General features: G+C 60.2%; 19 protein-coding genes. 12 read left to right on the top strand and 7 right to left on the bottom strand.

The genetic code is table 11. The features are described 5' to 3' along the window. Window positions 1-507: 507 nt before the first annotated feature. The 4 genes from IE166_RS02160 to IE166_RS02145 form a co-directional block, all read right to left on the bottom strand. A complete protein-coding gene (locus IE166_RS02160) occupies window positions 508-1536 on the bottom strand; it encodes a porin (RefSeq protein WP_189501391.1) in 1029 nt (342 codons plus the stop codon). Window positions 1537-1938: 402 nt separating this feature from the next. After that, complete coding sequence (locus tag IE166_RS02155; RefSeq protein ID WP_189501390.1) at window positions 1939-4191, bottom strand: xanthine dehydrogenase family protein molybdopterin-binding subunit; 2253 nt, start codon at window positions 4189-4191, stop codon at window positions 1939-1941. A gap of 11 nt (window positions 4192-4202) precedes the next feature. After that, window positions 4203-5216 carry an FAD binding domain-containing protein gene (locus IE166_RS02150; protein ID WP_189501389.1) on the bottom strand — a complete coding sequence of 338 codons (1014 nt, stop codon included), beginning with the start codon at window positions 5214-5216 and terminating at the stop codon, window positions 4203-4205. Then, entirely contained in the window at window positions 5213-5734 is a 522-nt protein-coding gene (locus IE166_RS02145; RefSeq protein ID WP_189501388.1) for a (2Fe-2S)-binding protein, read from the bottom strand. Before IE166_RS02145 ends, IE166_RS02150 begins: the two co-directional genes overlap by 4 nt. Window positions 5735-6196: 462 nt before the next feature. Between IE166_RS02145 and IE166_RS02140 the strand changes: the two genes are divergently transcribed. The 3 genes from IE166_RS02140 (at window position 6197) to IE166_RS02130 (ending at window position 9655) form a co-directional block, all read left to right on the top strand. Then, a complete protein-coding gene (locus tag IE166_RS02140; protein WP_189501387.1) occupies window positions 6197-7183 on the top strand; it encodes a porin in 987 nt (328 codons plus the stop codon). Window positions 7184-7473: 290 nt separating this feature from the next. Beyond that, window positions 7474-8460, top strand: a complete 987-nt coding sequence (locus IE166_RS02135) for a porin (protein ID WP_189501386.1) — start codon at window positions 7474-7476, stop codon at window positions 8458-8460. A gap of 88 nt (window positions 8461-8548) precedes the next feature. Next, a complete protein-coding gene (locus IE166_RS02130) occupies window positions 8549-9655 on the top strand; it encodes a pyridoxal phosphate-dependent aminotransferase (protein WP_189501385.1) in 1107 nt (368 codons plus the stop codon). 7 nt (window positions 9656-9662) lie between these two features. Here the strand turns inward: IE166_RS02130 and IE166_RS02125 are convergent, their stop codons facing one another. Further along, a complete protein-coding gene (locus IE166_RS02125) occupies window positions 9663-10907 on the bottom strand; it encodes an OmpP1/FadL family transporter (RefSeq protein ID WP_189501384.1) in 1245 nt (414 codons plus the stop codon). Window positions 10908-11075: 168 nt separating this feature from the next. Here IE166_RS02125 and IE166_RS02120 point away from each other — a divergent pair, with 168 nt between their 5' ends. The 6 genes from IE166_RS02120 (at window position 11076) to IE166_RS02095 (ending at window position 17708) form a co-directional block, all read left to right on the top strand. After that, complete coding sequence (locus tag IE166_RS02120; RefSeq protein WP_189501383.1) at window positions 11076-11687, top strand: TetR/AcrR family transcriptional regulator; 612 nt, start codon at window positions 11076-11078, stop codon at window positions 11685-11687. Window positions 11688-11701: 14 nt separating this feature from the next. After that, window positions 11702-12862, top strand: coding sequence for an isovaleryl-CoA dehydrogenase (locus IE166_RS02115; protein WP_189501382.1), 1161 nt, complete (start codon window positions 11702-11704; stop codon window positions 12860-12862). Between the two features lie 4 nt (window positions 12863-12866). After that, a complete protein-coding gene (locus tag IE166_RS02110) occupies window positions 12867-14474 on the top strand; it encodes a carboxyl transferase domain-containing protein (protein WP_189501381.1) in 1608 nt (535 codons plus the stop codon). A gap of 10 nt (window positions 14475-14484) precedes the next feature. Next, window positions 14485-16446 carry an acetyl/propionyl/methylcrotonyl-CoA carboxylase subunit alpha gene (locus tag IE166_RS02105; protein ID WP_189501380.1) on the top strand — a complete coding sequence of 654 codons (1962 nt, stop codon included), beginning with the start codon at window positions 14485-14487 and terminating at the stop codon, window positions 16444-16446. Window positions 16447-16490: 44 nt separating this feature from the next. Beyond that, complete coding sequence (locus IE166_RS02100; RefSeq protein WP_189501379.1) at window positions 16491-17108, top strand: YitT family protein; 618 nt, start codon at window positions 16491-16493, stop codon at window positions 17106-17108. A 69-nt stretch (window positions 17109-17177) separates the two neighbouring features. After that, the gene (locus IE166_RS02095) at window positions 17178-17708 is read left to right on the top strand and encodes a hypothetical protein (protein ID WP_189501378.1); all 531 of its coding nucleotides are present in this window, start codon (window positions 17178-17180) and stop codon (window positions 17706-17708) included. Window positions 17709-17776: 68 nt separating this feature from the next. On the opposite strand, the gene IE166_RS02090 is transcribed toward IE166_RS02095, so the two are convergent. Further along, window positions 17777-18043 (bottom strand): sel1 repeat family protein, encoded by a 267-nt coding sequence (locus IE166_RS02090; RefSeq protein ID WP_189501377.1) that lies wholly within the window; start codon window positions 18041-18043, stop codon window positions 17777-17779. Window positions 18044-18399: 356 nt separating this feature from the next. On the opposite strand from IE166_RS02090, the gene IE166_RS02085 reads away from it, so the two are divergent. Beyond that, the gene (locus IE166_RS02085; protein ID WP_189501376.1) at window positions 18400-18744 is read left to right on the top strand and encodes a DUF2147 domain-containing protein; all 345 of its coding nucleotides are present in this window, start codon (window positions 18400-18402) and stop codon (window positions 18742-18744) included. 36 nt (window positions 18745-18780) lie between these two features. Here IE166_RS02085 and IE166_RS02080 read toward each other — a convergent pair whose 3' ends face one another. Continuing rightward, window positions 18781-19482, bottom strand: coding sequence for a glutathione S-transferase N-terminal domain-containing protein (locus IE166_RS02080; RefSeq protein ID WP_189501375.1), 702 nt, complete (start codon window positions 19480-19482; stop codon window positions 18781-18783). Window positions 19483-19652: 170 nt separating this feature from the next. On the opposite strand from IE166_RS02080, the gene IE166_RS02075 reads away from it, so the two are divergent. Together IE166_RS02075 and IE166_RS02070 are read left to right on the top strand one after the other, a co-directional pair. Continuing rightward, on the top strand, window positions 19653-19811 hold the full coding sequence (locus IE166_RS02075) for a hypothetical protein (protein WP_189501374.1): 159 nt from the start codon (window positions 19653-19655) through the stop codon (window positions 19809-19811). Between the two features lie 74 nt (window positions 19812-19885). Then, on the top strand, window positions 19886-21388 hold the full coding sequence (locus tag IE166_RS02070; RefSeq protein ID WP_189501373.1) for an AMP nucleosidase: 1503 nt from the start codon (window positions 19886-19888) through the stop codon (window positions 21386-21388). Window positions 21389-21411 lie beyond the last annotated feature (23 nt).

The following is a 21411-nucleotide window of genomic DNA, read 5'->3' as shown; positions in this document are numbered from 1 at the left end:
ACCTTCAGCATCTGACCATCATGGCGCCCCTTCATAGGGGCGTTTTGCTGTGTGCTGAGGAAGGCCTGACGTAAGAAGCAGAGATGCCTTCGCTGCTCGGCTCAAGTTCCCTGCTAAGGGACAGCTCACCCTTCTCCGCCCTCGATGCAGCATGATGTGCGCTGTCATAGGCTTGCGTACCTCGCTACAGCTGACGTCTCCTAGGCGAGCCGTTCATCCCACGATTATCTAACTGCTGGGGTAACTTGAGGCTGTAGTGCGTCAGACGTTCCTGACGATGAAAACAACCCGCTGCTTGCGAACAGCGAACCTAAGTCTATCAGTCTCAGGCAGCTGTACAATCGCTATCAAAGCTGGGCGTGAACGACTTTACGCATCCAGCAGAACAACTCGCGCTACCTTCAGAGCCTTAATGCGGGCCGCTATCCGTTGCGAAGACGCGCACCCCAAAAACAAAAAAGCCCGGCGAAATCGCCGGGCTTTCTGTAACCAACTCTTGCGAGTGGATTAGAACGAGCGCTGGAAGCGCAGGATGCCGTTGAACTCTTCGTTCCGGGAGACGTAGTTGACTTCCGGAGTGATCGAGAGGCCAGCAACCGGCGAGATCGGCAGCGAAACAGCTGCGAAGAACTCTTCAGTGTCGAAGTACTGGAACGTACCAGCCAGGCCGACCTTCTCGTTGAAGGCAACCGAAGCGCCAGCAAGAACAGCCCATTCAGCGTAATCGAAGTCGCCGTATGCGTCGCCGTTGTCGCGGATCGAGTAGAAGTGACCGAAGTCGTCTTCGCTGGAGTACAAGCCCTGAACGGTCAGCTCGATAGCCGTGTTCGGGATCTTGAAGCCAACGCCAACCTTAGCGCCGAACTCTTCTTCAACGCCGTCATAACCGGCGAGACCACCGATCCAGCCCCAAGCCTGCGTGAAGCGCACGCCGCCTTCGAAGTTCGTGTCCCAATCGCCGTTCACGTCGTTGTCGACGGCAGCGATGATTGCCGAGAAGCCGTTACCACCGGTGAAGGTGTAGGAGATTTCGGAAGCGTTGGTGTCGCCGTACGAACCGTCGTTGATGGTCGGACCACCGTAGTCGAGGAAGCGCGAGTAAGGCGTATCGCCGTAGCCGACCAGGAACGTGCCGGTAGCAGTGGCCAACGAGATCTGAGCATGCTCGATCGTGGTGTCGTTAGCGCCGTTGGAGTCGTACTGAGCGAAAATACGGCCGTAGCCGGTCAGGGTGCCGAGCTCGGTTTCCGACTTCACGGTGAAGGTCGGAGCGAAACGGGCGCGAGTGTCGTAGCCGTCGTTGTTGAAGTCTTCGTCGTCGCCACCGATGTTGCGAACTTCGAAGCGGACGTAGCCGCCGACCTTCAAGCAGGTCTCGGTGCCCGGAATGTAGAAGTAACCGGTGCCGTAGACGTCGCAAACGCGAACGTATTCAACGGGCTCTGGTTCTGCGATCACGACAGCGTCAGCAGCGCGAGCGCCGGAGACAGCGATCATGGCCGCTGCGGAGCCGAGAAGCAGGCTCTTAATGTTCATTTTCTGACCTCCAGTCAAAGTTGATAGTGGGTCTGGGTATTTTGCTGAAGGACAGCGTTCCCTGCCCCATCCCCTATGGCCGAAAAAGCTGCGTTGTTCGCCCCTTCTTCTGGAAAGACGTTTACTCCCCCTGTCGGCCCGTTCAACTGGGATTGTGGCTGAGGGACCTTGAAGTCGCCCCTATGAGAACACCTTGTTGCACAAAAGACACGAATTGAGGGGGGTGGGTAAGGTTTGGTTAACGAATGAGGCTGTCCGATCGCTTGAGCGCAGCCTTTTAGATCATCCCAGCTCTCGCAAATTGGCGGAATCAGAGGCTTTGTCCGACGAATCGAGGGGCAAACGCGCCAAAACAAACAAGGGCGCCGAAGCGCCCCTGTTCTCATTGTGTGACTGACTCGCCTATTCCAAGATCTTGTCGATGGTGATCGGCAGATCGCGAAGCCGCTTTCCGGTCGCATGGAAGATGGCGTTGGCTACCGCTGCCGCTGTTCCGACAATGCCGATCTCGCCCACGCCCTTCACGCCCATTGGCGTTACCTCCGGATCAGGCTCGTCCACGAAGATCACCTCGATGTCGTGAATGTCGGCATTGGCGGGCACGTGATACTCGGCAAGATCATGGTTCATGATGCGACCGAGACGGTGATCGACGAACGTCTCTTCATGAAGTCCCATGCCGATGCCCATCACCACGCCGCCCAGGATCTGGCTGCGTGCTGTTTTAGGATTGATGATGCGGCCGGCGGCGACGGCGCAGACCACTCGGGTGACACGAACCACACCAAGTTCTTCATCAACCTTCACTTCGGCGAAGACGGCACTGTGCGTGTTGCGCGACTTGCGCATCTGGCTGATCATACCGGAGATGCCGGACGACACGGTTTCCTCGGCTTCGATGCTGACTTCTCCCGCAGCGGCCATCGCTTCGCCGTAGGAAACGGACTTGTCGGGATCCGTCTTCGAAAGAAGGCGTCCATAATCAAAGCGGACATCATCAATCTTCGCGTCGGCAAGCGGTGAGTTCTTCACCTTCTGCGCTGCCTCGAACAGCTTTTTGCCGAGGCTCTGACAGGTGGCTTCGACTGCTGCGCCGGCGGAGGCCGCAGTCCAGGAACCGCCCTCGATAGGCGACATCGGCAAATCGCTATCGCCAATCTTCACGGAGATCTGCTCGACCGGAATGCCGAGCGTATCCGAGGCGATCTGCGCGAGGATCGTGTAGGTGCCCGTGCCGATATCCGATGCTGCCGTTTCGAGGAGCAGATCCCCGTTGGCCGACAAGCGCGCGCGTGCAGACGTCTTCTGGAACATGGCGTCCCACATGCCTGTGGCGACGCCCCAGCCTACGAGCTCGCTTCCATCACGCATCGAGCGCGGCGCCATGCTGCGGCTATCCCAACCAAACTTCGCCGCCCCCTCCGCATAGGCCTCTTTCAAGGCCTTTGAGGTGTAGGGCGTGTCGTGCATCGCATCCTTTTCGGAATAGTTGATAAGGCGGAACTCGAGCGGATCGACGTTGGCCTCATAAGCCATCTCGTCCATCGCGATTTCGAAAAGCGTCATGCCCGTTGCAGCACCGGGCGCGCGCATGTCGCCTGGCGTATAGCTGTCGACCGGAGCGATGGTGTAGTCGGCCTCGGCATTAGGGCAGGCATATGCCATGAGCCCCCAGTTTACGACGGTCTCCATGTAGTTTTCGAAGCGAGAGGTTGCCGTCGTGGCCTCGGTACGCATTCCGGTCAGGTGGCCTTGAGAATCGGTAGCCAGCGACACGGCCTGAAGTGCCTCCGGACGATGGACGTGGCTAAACATCTGCGGACGGGTCATCACCAAGCGCACCGACCGCTCCAGCATCTTGGCCGCCATCGTGGCCAGGTAAGCCTGGTATTGCGGACGCAGGCCGGAACCGAAGGCGCCGCCAACAAACGGGTTCAGAACGCGTATGTTCTCTTTCTTGAAGCCGAACACATTGGCCAGATAGGTCTGCGTGTTCTGCGAGCCTTGTGTCTTGTCGTAAACGGTGATGCGCTCATCGCCTTCCCACACGACCGTCGTGGCATGCATCTCCATGGGATTATGGACATGCGTCGCCAGATGGTAGGTGCCGGCGATCTGGTGTGCAGCTTCTGCGAAGGCGGTATCGACGTCACCGCGGTTCTTCGGAGGCTGGTAGGCGGCGCGCTTGCGGCGAGGCATGAAGCGCTCGCCCTGCGCGATGCGGAAGTCTGTGTTGTGTTTAGCCGCTTCGTAGTCGACCTTGATCAGGGATGCCGCATAGCGGGCAGTTTCCAGATCCTGAGCCACGACGAGCGCAACTGGCTGAAGGCTGTACTGAACTTCGTCATCATACAGCGCGCGGAACGGCTTTCCTGGAGGAGCGACCTGCTCCTGATAGGCGCTGTCGGCCTTTGCGAGATCAGGCCTGTTCTTGTGGGTGATGATCTCGACAACGCCAGCGACCGCCCGAGCGGCGTCTTCATGGATGGCAGTGATGCGGCCTTTCGCAATGCTGCTTGAAACAACCCAGCCATAAAGCAGATCTGCCACCGGATGCTCGGCAGCGTAACGAGCGTGACCGGTCACCTTCAAACGGCCGTCGACGCGGCTCAGCGGTTCGCCGATGCGGGCGGGTGGATTTACATGTGTGTTCATAGCCGCTCTCCTCAGGCCACGTGCTTGTCGGTTTGCGACTGCGGCGTTCCCGCAGCCGCCTGACGGAGCGCCCGTCGGATCGCGCGGCGTGCCAGGTCGATCTTGAAGTCATTGGTGCCCTGGCCAACCGCGCCTTGAAGCAGCGCGTCAGCCACTCGCCCGAACAGCTCCGGCGATGGGGCCTGCCCTTCAAGCAGCGCTTCTGCGGCCGGAACGCGCCAAGGCTTGTGGGCGACGCCGCCTAGCGCAATGCGAGCCTTGGCGATCTTGCCGCCTTCCATCGTCAGCCCGACTGCAACAGACACCAGTGCGAAGGCATAAGACAGGCGGTCGCGCAGCTTCAGATAGGTATAGTTCTCGGTGAAGCTGTCTGCCGGCAAGTCAATGGCGGTGACGATCTCGCCGGGCTGCAAGGTGTTGTCCTTGGACGGTTCGTCACCCGGAAGCCGGTGATAGTCGGCAAACGGGATCACGCGCGCGCCGCCCGGACCTTCCACACGGACCTCGGCTTCAAGAGCGGCCAGCGCCACGCACATATCCGATGGATGCGTTGCGATGCAGGCTTCGCTCGTGCCAAGGATCGCATGGATGCGGTTGACGCCGTTGATCGCGCCGCAACCTGAGCCCGGCTCGCGCTTGTTGCAGGCAGTTGCCGTGTCATAGAAGTAATAGCAGCGGGTACGCTGGTTAAGATTACCGCCATTGGTAGCAGCGTTGCGCAGCTGCGGGCTGGCGCCGGCCAGAATGGCGGAGCTCAGCAGCGGATAGCGCTGTTCCACTCGTGCATCGTAGGCGGTGTCTGCGTTGGTGACGAGCGCACCTAGACGCAAACCACCTTCCGGCAGTTCCTCGATCTTGTTGTGCGGCAAACGCGAAATGTCGACAAGCCGCGTCGGGCGCTCGACATTCGCCTTCATAAGGTCAACGAGATTGGTGCCGCCTGCAAGAAAGCGTGTGTCGGCTTCAGCGCCCATCTGGGCCGCTTCGGCAACGTCACCTGCGCGGTGATAAGAGAAGCGGTTCATTTCACGCTCTCCTTCTCCAGCACGTCCATCACGGCATCGGTGATGTTGGTGTAGGCACCACAGCGGCAGATGTTGCCGCTCATCAGCTCGCGGACCTCGTCGCGCGTACTTGCGCGGCCTTCATTCATCAAGCCGATGCCTGAGCAGATCTGCCCAGGCGTGCAGTAGCCGCACTGAAAGGCATCGCGGTCGATGAACGCCTGCTGCAGCGGATGCAGCGCCTCGCCCTGCGCTAACCCCTCGATCGTAGTGATCTCGGCGCCGTCATAAGCAACGGCGAGCTTTAGGCAGCTGTTGATGCGCTTACCGTCTACCAGCACCGTGCAGGCGCCGCACTGGCCATGATCGCAACCCTTCTTGGTGCCGGTCAGATCCAGCCGCTCGCGCAGCAAATCCAGAAGGGTCACCCAGGGCGCGACGCTCAGCTCGCGAACCCGGCCGTTGATAGTAAGCGTGATTGGAATGCCCGGCAGGTCCGTGCCCGCCGATAAATCCTGTGAGCCGGTGATGTGATCCATCCGATCCTCGGTATCTCTTGCGAAATGGGCGCATCGCTGTGGAAAATCCGGAGGCGGACCGAGGCGTTGCCAGCTTCAAGGGCGGGCTGCGTTCCTCGACCACGCGCCAGCTGCGCCCGTCGATTGGTCAAGTGCGTGGTGGCAGGCACGAAGATCGCGACTACTGGCTGCTAATCCGCAAAGTGCCCACAGGTTCCCGATGCGGCTTGGATCAAGGATGCAAGGCTGTGCTGAACCTTGCTTAAAGACAAACAGTGCGCAGCGCCGGATGGCAGCGTCGTTACATTCGAGCAACAATGCTCAACAATCCGATCCAAGCAGCGTTCAAAGTGTCGTGACATATTGCGCAGTACAAAAAACAGGTATGTGGTTCTTGCACCCACGGTTCACGACGTCGACGCTCTTGGGGAAGAGCGGCGAGAAGGTGCCCAGGCAATTATCATGTCTATCATGGGGCGCTTTATGACTATCAAGGCCGTATGGCTCGCAACCGTCGCATCATTGTGCGTCGCCAACATCGCCACTGCTGCCGATGCCGTCGTGATCGCCGAACCGGAGCCGCTGGACTATGTTCGCGTCTGCGACGTCTATGGTGAAGGCTTCTTTTACATTCCGGGAACAGAAACCTGCCTGAAGGTCGGCGGTTATTTCCGCTTCCAGGTCAACAGTTCCGGCGAGGACTTCGACGGCTATACCAGCTACGCGCGCTTCGCTCCGAGCTTCACGGTCAAGTCGGAAACCGAGCTTGGCACGCTGACCAGCTATGCCGAGACAGAGTTCACTTGGGACTCCGGTGAAGGCAACTCTTTCAACCTGCTTTATGCCTATGTCGAACTGGCCGGCTTCCTGGCCGGTAAGACCGAAACACCGTACTTGCGCTACCTGGATTTCGCCGGGCCGACCCTCTTCGAAGGCCGGTATGGGTCGAACGAAGCGACCGAAATCAGCTACACCTACGACAATGGCAAAGGCTTCACCGCCATCATCGCGGCCGTCGACAATACCGCCAACACTAGTTGGGAAACCAACGGCGAAGCAGGCGCCAAATACGAGAAGGACGATTTCACCCTCGGTGCCATCGCCGGCTATGACGGCGTGGCAGACTCGTGGGGCGCTCGCGCGACGCTACGCTTCAAGGTTCCGAACACAGTGCTGAATGTCGGCCTCTACGGCTTCTATTCGAGCCCGGACGGTGATGAAGGCGTTTACACGATCCTCGATCCCGTCGATGAGCGCACGGAATGGTCGGGATTGATCGGTGCTTCGGCGGAGTTGAACCCGAAGGTCGCGCTGGCAGGAACCGCGCAGTATTTCGACACCAACGAATGGGAGTTCAGCGCCGATCTTGAACTCACGCCCGTGAGCGGTTTGGCGATTACGCCGGAAGTCATCTACAATACGGCTTCCGAGGATTGGTCCGGCGTGCTGCGCTTCCAGCGCAACTTCTGACATCATTCAACATCCGAAAACAGGCAGGTGCGCAGTGAATAGCTGCGCGCCTGCCGACGCGCGGCCGCGCACCAGCCTCCCCTGCCAAGGCATCCAAGATCACTAATGTCGCACATTTTCCGCAACAAGGCTGCGACAAGATCATCCATTCACAGGCTTTCAACATCCGACGCATTGCGTAGTGCAACAAAGATGTATGTAGTTGCTGTACCTAGGGTGAACTGCTTCACCGTTCTTGGGGAAGAACGAAAGCAAAGTAGCGCTACGGCATCTTGCTTCAGGGGCACGTCGTGAAAATCCGTTTTGTTCTGCTTACCGCCATCGCCGGTCTTTTCGGTGCTTCCATCGCGAGCGCGTCCGATGCCGTTGTCATCCCGGAAGCAGAACCGGTCGATTATGTCCGGATCTGCGACCTCTACGGTCAAGGCTTCTTCTACCTGCCCGGCACGGAGACCTGTCTGAAGATCGGCGGCTACTATCGTTATGAAGTGGCGTCCACTGGTGACGACTTCGACGGTTACTTCAACTATGCCCGCTTTGCTCCGACGTTCTCGGTGAAGTCCGAAACCGAACTCGGCACCCTCACCGGCTATGTCGAAGCCGAAATGGACTGGTACGCGGACGGCGGCACATCGAGCCGGCTGCTCTACAGCTACGTCGAGCTGAATGGCTTTCTCGTCGGCCTGACGAAAACACCTTATGCCCGCTTTCTCGACTCGGCCGGCCCAACCCTGTTCGAGGGCCGCTACGCCTATAATCAGGGCGGCGAGATCAGCTATACCTACGATAACAACAATGGCTTTACTGCCATCGTTGCGGCGATCGACAATGAGGCGTCGAGCGACTGGGAAACCAATGCGGAAGCCGGCGCGCGGTACAAGCGCGACGACTTCACTCTCGGCGCCGTTGCCGGCTATGACGGTGTCGCTGACTCATGGGGCGCCCGCGCAACCGTCCGCTTCAAGGTTCCCCATACGCAGATCAATATCGGTCTGCACGGCTTCTATTCCAGCCCGGATGGTGAAACCGGCGATTACACGATCCTCGATCCGGTTTACGAGCGCACGGAATGGTCGGGTTTGATCGGCGTGTCCGCCGAACTCACGCCGAAAGTGGCGCTGTCAGGCACCGCGCAATACTTCGACACGGATGCCTGGGAATTCAGCGGCGATCTTGAACTCACGCCCGTGCGGGGTTTGGCCGTCACGCCCGAGGTCGTCTACAACACGGCCTCGCAAGACTGGTCGGGCGTGCTGCGCTTCGAGCACAAGTTCTAAGACGGTCAAACCTTCGATCGACGGACAGGTTTGTTGCGGCAAGCGGCAATCCTCGGTAAGCCAGATCGACTGTTAGACAGGTTTTCCCATGCCGCCCCATCTCACTGCGCTTGCCGACTCGTTGCCGTCCACCGTGCCGTTTGTCGGCCCGGAAACCCAGGAACGAAACAACGGACGGCCCTTCAGGGCGCGCCTTGGCGCCAACGAGAATGGCTTTGGCGCGTCGCCGAAAGTGGCTGCAGCGATGGCCGCCGCCGCGGATGATATGTGGAAATACGGCGATCCTGAAAACTACGATCTGACACAAGCACTGGCCCGGCATCTCGGCATCAAGCCCGACCAGATTGCCGTGGGTGAAGGCATAGACGGCCTCCTCGGCCTTGCCGTGCGGCTCTTCGTGGAGCCCGGCGGCACCGTCGTCACCTCGCTGGGCGGTTATCCGACCTTCAACTACCATGTCGCCGGCTTTGGCGCGCAACTGCATACGGTGCCTTACAAAGGCAACCACGAAAATCCCGAAGCGCTTCTGGCGGCTGTGCTGAAGATCAAGCCGGCGATGGTGTATTTTGCCAACCCCGACAATCCGATGAGCACCTTCTGGCCAGCTGAAGACGTGGTGCGCCTGATCAAGGGCGTGCCGGATGATGTCATGCTCATCCTCGACGAAGCTTATGGCGAGTTCGCGCCGGCCGGCACGCTGCCGCCGATCGACCTGATCCGGCCGAACATGCTGCGCATGCGCACCTTCTCCAAGGCTTACGGCCTTGCCGGCATGCGGTGCGGCTATGCCATCGGCGATGCGGAGGTGATCCGTGCGTTCGATAAAGTGCGCAACCACTTCGGCATGTCACGTATGACGCAAGTCGCAGCGCTGGCGGCGCTCGAAGACCAGGCGCATCTCGCCCAAACGGTGAAAAAGGTGGAGCACTGCCGCGAGCGACTGACCCGCATCGCCGAAGAGAACGGTCTTTCCGCCCTGCCCTCGGCCACGAATTTCGTGGCGATCGACTGCGGCTCAGATGGCGCTTATGCCTTGCGCGTTCTGCAGGAACTCGGCCGACGCGACATCTTCGTGCGCAAGCCGATGACTCCCGGCCTCGACCACTACATCCGCGTCAGCTGCGGCCCCGATGTGGAAATCGACCTGTTTGCGCAGGCTTTGCCGGCCGCCTTGGAAGCGGCCGGCAAAGCCTAGTTTTAGGTTAGAACTTCAGCGTACCACTCAGCGAAAGGGCGTAGCCCCATTCGTTGTCGGATGTCGCGGTATAGTCGAGCGCGCTGGAGACCTTGTCCTTGTCACCATCGGTGAAGTAGATCGCCGCGCCGCCGGCCCGCAGCTGGAACTTATCCGTGAAGTCGTAGGCAACGCCGCCGCCGAAGCTCCAGGTGTCGGTCAGCGTATCCCAACCAGTGGATACGCCTTTGTCCCAGGTAACCGACAGGGAACCGCCCAGCTTGTCGTTGAACTTATGTCCAACCCCGCCAGTCACCGTCCAACCGTCCTCGAAGTAGAAGTTGGTGGAGGAAAAGGTCTGGCCTGCGATGCCTTCAACCACCTGAAGACGCTTTAGCACGCTCCAATCCGTCCACTTGACAGATCCAAACGCCAACCAACCCGGGGCAATGCCCGATTGCAAACTAAACTCAAGATTTTGCGGCAGGGTTGCTGATGTGCTTGCGGAAGCCGTCAGGGAATTCCCGTAGATTGCCTGAGCAGCTGCAAGAGAAATCCGTCCGCCTGACAGGGCAGAAGTCAGAACCGCAAACGGCGTGTTGGTATAGTCGCCCGTCGCATCATGGTGCGTTTCCGACCGATACAGGAGTTGCGCCTTCAGCGCGATTTCAGGAATCTCGTAGCCAACCCCTAGACGGTAGCCAAAGTCCTCGGACTCTACCCTGATCCGGCTTTCCCCAGCGAACGGAAATGGGAATGCCTGCGTGAAATCTCTCGCCTGCGTGAAATCGACTGTTTCATAGAACACGCCGCCGATCAGCAGCAGGCGACCCTTGGACAAGTCGAAGCCGTAGCCGCAGGTCAGACCGTATTCATCGGTGTCGAGCTTCTGCTGCGCGATGTTGAAGCGGATCGCGCCATCGTAATTTGCTTCCACGCCGTAAGGCTGCGTGTAGGAACCGGCGCAGCTCAGATCGCCGATGATGCGGCCGCCGACGGTCACGGACGGAACGGTGAAATCCTCGACGATGTCGGTTTCACCCTGCGTATAAAGCCCAGGACGGCCGCCAACGATGCGCGCTCCCGACACGCTCGAAAACGATCGCGCCGGCGATACGTAAGTCACAGAACTCGTGAGACCGAAGCCGGTGGTATAATAAAGCGGATCAAGGTTCGCGATGCCGCGATTGAAGCCGCCCGCCTGCGAAGACGAAGCGAGCAGAATGGATGCGATACCGGCTGACACCAAAGTTGTCACGGCGCGTGTCGTCATAAGCCCCTCCCCAAGTGATTGATTCGACCGTAACAAGCTGCTCACGATCAAAGAAGTGCAAGAATACAACGGTGCGCTAATCTTTGTAGCCGGCGGGAACATCGACACGACCTGCATTTCGCTTGAATTAAATGAACGATCGTTTTATTCCTTGCGGCAGGAGGAATGATGGCGCGAACGATCGGATCAGACGGGGGAAAAACGGAAGCGGCTATCCGCATGGCGGCCGCCGGTCTCGTCGCGCGCCACGGCTTCGAAGCGGTCACCATGCGCCAGCTGGCCAGCGAGGTCGGCGTTCAAGCGGCAGCGCTGTACCGCTATTTCCCGACCAAGCAGGACCTGCTCTTCAAGCTGATGTCCCGCCACATGGAAGAGCTTCTGTCTTCCTGGGACGATGCAGCAAACAGACATGCGGACCAGCCGGATGATCGCTTGGCGGCCTTCGTGGAGCATCACATCCGCTTTCATCTTGAGCGGCGCGAAACAACGCATGTCAGCAATCTCGAGCTTCGCAGCCTTTCGCCAGAGCAGCTGTCGCCGATCCTTGGCTTGCGCGCTCGTTATGAAGCGGAGCTACGCGCGATCCTGCAGAAAGGCTCCGATGTCGGCTGTTTCGCGATTGAGGACACGGCGCTCACCACAATGGCGATCATTCAGATGATCACCGGCGTGATCGTCTGGTATCGTCCGCAGGACCGTTTGTCCGTCGACCAGCTGATTGCCCATTACCGCATCATGACCTTGCGCCTTGTCGGCGCCGCACACGATCACACAGACTGAACCTGGGAGGCAGCATGTATACGACCAGCATGGACTTCGGCCTTGGCGAAGACGTTGAGGCCCTTCGCGATACGGTCCGCCGCTTCGCGCAGGATCGCATCGCGCCGCAGGCAGCCGCGATCGACCGTGAGAACGAGTTTCCCGCGCCGCTTTGGAAGGAAATGGGGGAGCTCGGCCTTCTCGGCATGACCGCCGATCCCGATTACGGCGGCTCTGGGCTGGGCTACGTCGCCCATGTCGTGGCGATCGAGGAAATCAGCCGCGCTTCCGCTTCCGTCGGCCTGTCCTACGGTGCCCATTCCAACCTTTGCGTCAACCAGATCAATCGCTGGGGCACGGCCGAGCAGAAAAGCAAATACCTACCGAAGCTGTGTTCTGGCGAGAATGTCGGCGCGCTCGCCATGTCGGAAAGCGGCTCGGGTTCGGACGTGGTTTCGATGACCTTGCGCGCAGAAAAGCGCAACGACCGATTCGTGCTCAACGGCACCAAGATGTGGATCACCAATGGTCCCGATGCAGAAACGCTGGTGGTCTACGCCAAGACCGATCCGGAGCGGAATTCCCGCGGCATCACAGCCTTTCTGATCGAGAAATCGATGGCCGGTTTCTCCATCGCGCAGAAGCTCGACAAGCTCGGCATGCGCGGTTCCAACACCGGCGAGCTGGTCTTCGAAGATGTCGAAGTTCCCTACGACAACGTGCTCGGCGAAGAAGGACGTGGCGTCGAAGTGCTGATGTCCGGCCTCGATTACGAGCGCGTGGTGCTATCCGGCGGGCCGCTGGGCATCATGGCCGCCTGCCTGGATACCGTCGTGCCTTATGTTCAGGAGCGCAAGCAGTTCGGCCAGCCGATCGGCTCGTTTCAGCTCGTTCAAGGCAAGCTTGCCGACCTCTACACGACGCTCAACGCCTGCCGCGCTTACGTTTATGCCGTCGCGCGTGCCTGCGATGAGGGCAAAACTTCGCGCAAGGATTCCGCCGGGTGCATTCTCTATGCCGCTGAAAAGGCGACGCAGTGCGCGCTGGATGCGATCCAGCTGCTTGGCGGCAACGGCTACATCAACGACTATCCGACCGGTCGTCTTTTGCGCGACGCCAAGCTCTACGAGATCGGCGCCGGCACCAGCGAAATCCGCCGCTGGCTGATTGGCCGCGAGATGATGGAAGAAGGCTGACCCGATGCCCGTGATCCAGACGCAGATTTCCCCCTCCTCCGAAAGCTTCAAGGCAAACGCTGCCCGCATGCGGGCGTTAGTAGCGGAGATGAAGGACAAGGCCGCCATCATCGAGCAAGGCGGGCCGAAAGAAGCTCGCCAACGCCACACCGCGCGCGGCAAGCTCCTGCCTCGTCAGCGTCTGGCGCAGTTGCTCGACGCCGGCTCGCCTTTCCTGGAAATCGGGCAGTTCGCGGCCTGGGACATGTATGGCGGCGACATTGCCTCGGCCGGGATGATCGCCGGGGTCGGCATGGTCGAGGGTACGCCCTGCATGATCGTCGTCAACGATGCGACGGTGAAGGGCGGCACCTACTACCCAATGACCATCAAAAAGCATCTGCGAGCACAGGAAATTGCGGAAGAAAACGGGCTTCCTTGCCTGTATTTGGTGGACTCAGGGGGGGCAAATCTCCCGAATCAGGACGAAGTTTTCCCGGATCGTGACCATTTTGGCCGGATTTTCTTCAACCAGGCCAACATGAGCGCAGCCGGCATTCCGCAGCTCGCCTGTGTGATGGGCTCCTGCACGGCGGGTGGTGCCTACGTGCCGGCGATGTCTGATGAAGCCATCATGGTGAAGAACCAGGCGACCATTTTCCTCGGCGGTCCTCCCTTGGTGAAGGCTGCAACCGGCGAAGTGGTGTCGGCGGAAGATCTGGGTGGTGCCGATACGCATACACGGCTTTCGGGCGTGGCGGATCATTATGCGCTGAACGACGACCATGCCTTAGCTCAGCTTCGGCGGATCGTGAGAAACCTCAATCGAAAGCGGGAGATGCCGCTGAAGCTTCGCGAAGTGAGTCAGCCGCTTCGCCCAGCCGATGAGATCTACGGCATCGTGCCGGAAGACACGCGCCAGCCCTATGATGTGCGCGAGGTGATCGCCCGGATCGTGGATGGATCCGAGCTTGATGAGTTCAAGCAGAACTACGGCACGACGCTTGTCACCGGCTTCGCCCATATCCACGGAATGCCGGTCGGGATCCTCGCTAACAACGGTGTTCTGTTCTCCGAAAGCGCGCAGAAGGGGGCGCACTTCATCGAGCTTTGCTGCCAGCGCAAGATCCCGCTGGTGTTCCTGCAGAACATCACGGGTTTCATGGTGGGTCGGAAGTACGAGGCGGGCGGCATTGCCAAGGACGGTGCGAAGCTGGTCGCAGCGGTCGCTACCGCGCAAGTGCCGAAGCTCACCGTCATCATCGGCGGCTCCTTCGGCGCGGGCAATTACGGCATGTGCGGCCGCGCTTACTCTCCGCGCTTTCTGTGGATGTGGCCGAATGCCCGCATCTCCGTGATGGGCGGCGAACAGGCCGCGACGGTGCTGTCCATCGTCAAGCGCGAAGGCATCGAGCGGCGTGGCGGTGCGTGGAGCGCGGAAGAGGAAGCGGCCTTCCGCCAGCCGATCCTCGACAAGTATGAACGCGAAGGTCATCCCCTTTACTCTTCGGCGCGGCTTTGGGACGACGGCATCATCGATCCCGCCAAGACGCGCGATGTGCTGGCGCTGAGCCTCGCGACAACACTCAACGCGCCGATCCCGGACACCAAGTTCGGCCTGTTCCGGATGTGAGGTGAGCGAGATGTCAAAGCTTTTCAGCAAGATCCTCATTGCCAATCGCGGCGAAATCGCCTGTCGCGTGATCCGCACGGCACGGCGCCTGGGCATCCGCACCGTTGCCGTTTATTCCGACGCCGATGCACGTGCGCTGCATGTCGAAATGGCGGATGAAGCCGTGCATATCGGCCCCTCGCCTGTCGGCGAAAGCTATCTGCGTGGCGACAAGATCATCGAAGCCGCCAAGCAAACATCAGCCGAAGCTATTCACCCCGGTTACGGCTTCCTGTCGGAAAATCCCGACTTCGTGGATCAAGTGATGGCCGCCGGCCTCATCTTTATCGGACCCTCCGCCGACTCGATCCGTGCGATGGGTCTGAAGGACGCGGCCAAGCGGCTGATGGAGAAGGCCGGCGTACCTGTCGTGCCGGGTTACCACGGCGAGGCGCAGGAAATCGTCGTTCTGGCTTCCAAGGCGCGCGAGATCGGCTATCCCGTCCTTATCAAGGCGCGCGCCGGCGGCGGCGGCAAGGGTATGCGGCGGGTGGATGATCCCGACGCCTTTCCCGAAGCGTTGGCGGCGGCGCGCCGGGAAGCCAAGGCGGCGTTCGGCGATGACCGGGTGTTGGTGGAAAAATACATCCTGTCACCGCGCCACATTGAGGTGCAGGTGTTCGGCGACAATCACGGCCATGTCGTGCATCTCTTCGAGCGCGATTGCTCGGCGCAGCGCCGCCATCAGAAGGTGATCGAGGAAGCGCCTGCTCCCGGCATGACGCCCGAAATGCGCAAGGCGATGACCGATGCGGCGGTGAAGGCTGCTCAGGCGATCAGCTATTCGGGCGCCGGCACGATCGAGTTCATCGTCGACGGCGCCAACGGTCTGCATCCGGACCGGTTTTGGTTCATGGAAATGAACACGCGGCTGCAGGTTGAGCATCCGGTGACCGAGATGGTGACGGGCATCGACCTCGTGGAGTGGCAGCTGCGCGTCGCGGCTGGCGAGACGCTGCCGAAAACGCAGGATCAGATTACGCTGAACGGTCACGCCTTTGAAGCGCGGGTTTATGCCGAGGATGCAGCCAAGGGCTTTCTGCCGGCCACCGGCACGCTGCACCACCTCGCCTTCCCCGCAGCAGGTCAGGAGTTGCGTGTCGAGACCGGCGTCCGTGCCGGCGATGCGATCTCGCCTTTCTACGATCCGATGATCGCCAAGCTGGTGACGCATGGCTCAAATAGGACGGCCGCGCTGGATGCTCTGGTAAAAGCGGTGGACGATACGCAAATTGCCGGATCGGTGACCAACACCGTGTTCCTGCGCGAACTCGCCCGCGATCCCGATTTTGCGGCAGGCCGGGTCGATACGGGGCTGATCGAGCGCAAGGCAGAAACGCTGACGGCGCTGCTGGCGCCTTCTGAGACGGCCAAAGCTAAGGCCGTTCTAGCAGCGGCCGGGATTTCGCCTGCTGGCGGCTCAACCGACCCGTGGAAGGCACTAGGCGGCTATGCGCACTTCAACGCTGTGCAGCGCCAGGTCAGGCTTGGCTCAGATGATTTGTCAGTTGAGGTTGCCGTCACAGCGCTTGAAGGCGATCGTTGGGCAGTTGTGCTCGGCGATGGCAATGGGCCGGTCACCCTGCCCGCCAAAGCCGTTGAGGACGTCGTGCGCTGGCCCGGTCACCTCACGGTGTTCGAGGGTGCGATGGGTTTCAACTTCGCCTCGCTTGATCCGCTGGAACAGGCGTCGGAAAGCGGTGCCGCGTCCGGCGGCCTGCGCGCGCCGATGCCGGGTCTGGTGAAGCTGGTTCGGGCCAAAGCAGGCGATCACGTCAGCAAAGGCCAGCCGCTGCTGGTGCTCGAGGCCATGAAGATGGAGCACACGATCAACGCACCCGCCGATGCCATCGTCGCTTCGATTGTCGAACAGGGCGAGCAGGTCGAGGACCGCACGGTGCTCGTGACCTTTGAAGAAGCGGGGACAGCGTGAGCTCGGCTCTTGCCGCGTTCGCGCTAGCCCAATAGCGTTCAGCCATGTCGATCAGCGAAGCCACTGCCAGCCGCCACCGGTTCTATGAGGATGTGCTCGCACTTCTGATCGGCACCGGCTTTGCCGCACTCGGGCTGACCTTCTACACCGAAACCCGGCTGGCGACCGGCGGTGCGGCTGGCCTCGCGCTGTTGCTGCAGTACATGACGGGTTACGGCTTCGGCCTGATCTTCTTCGTGACCAACCTGCCCTTCTATGCCTTTGCGGTTGCACGTATGGGCTGGGGCTTCGCCATACGAACCTTTGTTGCCGTGATGCTGGTCTCCGTGATGAGCCGCATCTTTCCAATGTTCATCACCTTCTCGCATCTCGACCCGCTTTTCGCGGCCTTCGTCGGCGGCGGCTTGCAAGGCATGGGCCTGCTGATCCTTGCGCGGCACCGCACGGGCCTGGGCGGTTTCTCGATCCTGGCGCTCTACCTGCAGGACCGCTACAACATGCGCGCGGGCTATTTCCAGTTAGGCGTGGATCTCGTCATTCTGCTGATCGCGCTCTCCGTGCTGACCTGGCCGCAGGTCGTGTTGTCGGTGATCGGCGCCGTCATGTTTAACATGATCCTGGCGATCAACCATCGCCCCGGCCGATATGTCGGCATGAGTTGAACGTTGAAACAGGAACCATCGGGAGTCACGATGGTTGGGCAGGCAGATCGAAACCAAGGAGATCTACCCATGAAACGCCTGATTGTCTCAGCAACCGCGCTTACTCTGCTGGCCGGCTCGGCCTTTGCCCAGGAAGCAGCCACCAACCCGCCTCCGGCTGCACCGGCCCAGACTGCGCCGAACCAAACGCAAACGACGCCGCCCGAACTAACGCCTGGCAACAAGACGGGCGCGAAAAATGACGATCAGGACCTCCAATCCTCAAATGGGATGGAAGACCAGATGGACAGCATGGATCAGGACGAGCGCGATCCCGCTGACAGGCAGGACGAAGCGGGCCGAGGCCCAGGTCACCATCACTGGGACCGAGACCGTCCGCGCGGACATCCTTGGCGCGGCGGCGATAACGGTCCGCGCCACGGCCGCGGCAATGAAGGTGCGCATTTCCGCCTCACCACGAAGGAAGATGGCGGCGTGGAACTGGATGTTCGATGCGCTTCCAACGAGCCGATGAAGGCTTGCGCCGATATCGTCAACGACCTGCTCGACAAGCTCAACAGCAACGCAGGAACGAACGACGAGGACAGCGCCGATCTCTGAGGATCGCGTCTGACCCTCATCGTCAAATTTATGGGGAGCGGTGCATCGTGCCCCGCTCCCCATTGTTTTTAGTGAACCGTCATCCAGTCGCGTGCCTGCCGCAGCGCCTTGGCGAGATCGGCCTTGTTCATGCTGGCCGACACTTCCGCCCGCATGCTTCCGGCGCGTTCGCAGCCCTTGATGGCAGCGATGTTGAACCACTTGTGCGCAGCAACCAGATCGACGGCGCAGTCGCGGCCGGTTGCGTACATCAAGCCGAGGTCGAAGAGGATGTCGGCGTGGGTGGTCGTACCCATCGAAGATGCTTGGTCGTCCAGGATTTCAAAGCGTGCCATTATCTCGATCCCTGTTAGCCCCTGAGACCTTGTTTTCCCGGCCTCTTCTGATGCCCATAGAATGCGCTTCTTCCTTGAATCCGCTGTTAAGCCATGTGCTTAACTCCTGGAAAACAAACATAAAACAAGAAGTAAAGGTGACTGATTCTTAAGGATGAGAACCGCAGGAGCGCGGGAAAGTCGAAGAAATATCGACAGAAACTGTCGGCTGCGAAGTCACGCTTTGCTAACCGCGATTTCGGGAAGCACTTCGACCGGCGCGAACCTTTCGCATCAAAGAAGCCGTCTTCCACGCAACTGGCTTTGTGTTCTAAGCTCCGGGAACAGCACCTTTGAGGAAGCCGCTGGAGGAAAGAATGAAGCGTTCGATCATGTTTGCGCTTGCAGCGCTGCTTGCTACATCAGGCATGGCCTTTGCCGACGATATCGAAGGCAGGTGGAAGACCGACAGCGGCGCCACCGCCGAGATCGCGCCCTGCGGAAAGGCTTTCTGCATCACACTGCGCAGCGGCGCGCATAAGGGCAAGCAGATCGGTCGTATGAATGCCGATGGCGATAACCGCTATTCCGGCGATGTCACCGATCCCGCCAATGACAAGACCTATTCCGGCAAGGCGAGCTTGTCCGGCAACGCTCTATCGATGAAGGGGTGCGTGCTGGGCGGGTTGATCTGCCGCGGCCAGAACTGGACGCGGCTGTAAAGGCGGCAACGCTAGGCGCTGCCGCCTTTAACGGCGTCAGCGCGCCTTCTGGCCGAACAAGACCTTCTGCGCGTCCTTGTCATCGGCAAGGTTCGAGCGGGCTTCGTTGGCGACAGCCAGACCACGCTCGACAGCAGGACGCGCATTTACAGCTTCGTACCAGCGCTTGAGGTTCGGGAAATCGTTGAGATCCTGACCCTGGTTCTTGTGCGGCTTGATCCAGCCGACGCAGGCCATATCGGCGATCGAGTATTCGCCTGCGAGAAAGTCGCGGTCGGCCAGGCGCTTGTTCATGACGCCGTAAAGCCGGTTCACCTCGTTGGTGTAGCGGTTGATGCCGTATTCGATCTTTTCCGGCGCATATTGGCGGAAGTGGTGGGCCTGACCGGCCATGGGCCCGAGACCGCCCATCTGCCAGAACAGCCATTGATCGACCTCGACGCGTTGCCGCTCGTCGGTGGGGTAGAACTTGCCGAACTTGCGGCCGAGATATTGCAGGATCGCACCAGACTCGAACACTGAGATCGGCTTCCCGTCCGGGCCTTCCGGATCGACGATCGCGGGCATGCGGTTGTTGGGAGAGATCGCGAGGAATAAGGGCTCGAACTGTTCGCCCTTGCCGATGTTCACGAGCTTCAAATCATAAGGGATGCCGAGCTCTTCCAGCATGATGGAAACCTTCCAGCCATTGGGCGTCGGCCAGTAATGAAGTTCGATCGGCTTGGTTTGTTCGGGCATGATAACTCTCCTTCAAGTCGGAAGAGATATGGGCGCAATGCCGGCAACAATCGAGCGAAGCATGGTTAATTGCGGCTCAATTTTGTTGAACGCAGGATGAACGGCAGTCTCAGGGAGGATTCAGCGCGGCGGCTTCATAGTTGGCTCAACACTTTCGGAGGACCGCCGCCATGCTCGCACGCCGCTTCGCCATTGTTTGTTTCATGACCATGCTTTTCGGCATGATGCTGTCCGTCGTGGTGGCGGAGACAACGCGCGGGCGGACCAATGATGGCAGCATTTCCTGCACATGGTTCAACGATTACGCCTGCCATTGGGACAAGCAGTAACCAAGCGTCACGGCTTCGCAACATGAAGCCGCTACGCCTCTCCCACAAAGAGGGGCGTGCCCTTATATTGGGTCATGGAAAAGCGAATCTACCCGACACCGATCGAGATCATCTCAGGGCCTGAAGCCTATGGCCGCAAGAGCTTCACCAATGCCGAAGAGGCGGTGGATGCGCTGATCTGGCTTTACGAGCGCAACACCCGCTTTCTGCGCGACAGTTTCTCGGCGCTGGCCGAGGGCGGCAATGCGGATCACCGTTACCGCGCCTTCTATCCGGAAATTTCCGTCAGCACCTCGTCCTTCGCGCTGATCGACTCGCGCCATGCCTACGGTCACATGCCGGCACCGGGGCAATATACGACGACGGTGACGCGGCCGGACCTGTTCCGGCATTACCTGCTCGAACAGTTGCATCTGATCATCCGCAACCACGGCGTGCCGATCATCGTGCAGGAATCCGAGACACCCATCCCGCTGCATTTCGCCTTCTTCGAGGGCACCTATGTGGAAGGGGCTGCGGCGGAGCGGATCACGCGGCCGCTGCGCGACATGTTCGACGTGCCGGACCTGAATGCGACCGACGATTTGATCGCCAACGGCACCTATGAGCCCGCCCCCGGCGAACCGGCTCCGCTTGCACCCTTCACGGCACAGCGCATCGATTACTCACTGCACCGGCTGGCGCATTACACGGCGACCGGGCCGCAGCATTTCCAGAACTTCGTGCTGTTCACGAACTACCAGTTCTATATCGACGAGTTCTGCGCTTATGCGCGCAAGCTGATGGCCGAGGGCGGCGGAGGTTATGAGAGCTTCATCGAGCCCGGCAATCTCATCACGCTTCCCGGCCAGAACGAGGCGCGGGAGGGTGCGGTGCCGATCCGCCTGCCACAGATGCCGGCCTATCATCTGACGAAGCCCGGTCATGCCGGCATCACGATGGTGAATATCGGCGTCGGCCCATCCAACGCCAAGACGATCACCGACCATATCGCGGTGCTGCGGCCGCATGTCTGGCTGATGCTCGGCCATTGTGCTGGCCTTCGCAATACGCAGGCGCTGGGCGATTATGTACTTGCGCATGCCTATGTACGCGAGGACCATGTGCTGGACGACGACCTGCCGGTCTGGGTGCCGATCCCTGCGCTAGCCGAGGTGCAGGTCGCTCTGCAGGAGGCGGTGGCGGAAGTCACCGGGCTGTCCGGCTACGAGCTGAAGCGCATAATGCGCACCGGGACGGTAGCCACGATTGACAACCGCAACTGGGAACTGCGCGATCAGCGCGGACCGGTGCAGCGGCTGTCGCAATCACGCGCGATCGGCCTCGACATGGAAAGCGCGACCATCGCCGCCAACGGTTTCCGCTTCCGCGTGCCTTACGGCACGCTGCTTTGTGTGTCGGACAAGCCGCTGCATGGCGAGTTGAAGCTGCCGGGCATGGCGACCGACTTCTACAAGCGGCAGGTGTCGCAACACCTCACGATCGGCATACGCGCGCTGGAAAAGCTCGCCGACATGCCGCTGGAACGGCTGCATTCACGCAAGCTGCGCTCGTTCTCGGAAACAGCTTTTCAGTAAGAGAAAAGCGGGCTCAAGGCCCG

The sequence above is a fragment of the Tianweitania populi genome (genome assembly GCF_014652875.1).
GTDB lineage: Bacteria > Pseudomonadota > Alphaproteobacteria > Rhizobiales > Rhizobiaceae > Tianweitania > Tianweitania populi.
Note: the sequence above shows the minus strand (reverse complement) of the source record. Positions and strands in the feature narration are given on the sequence as shown.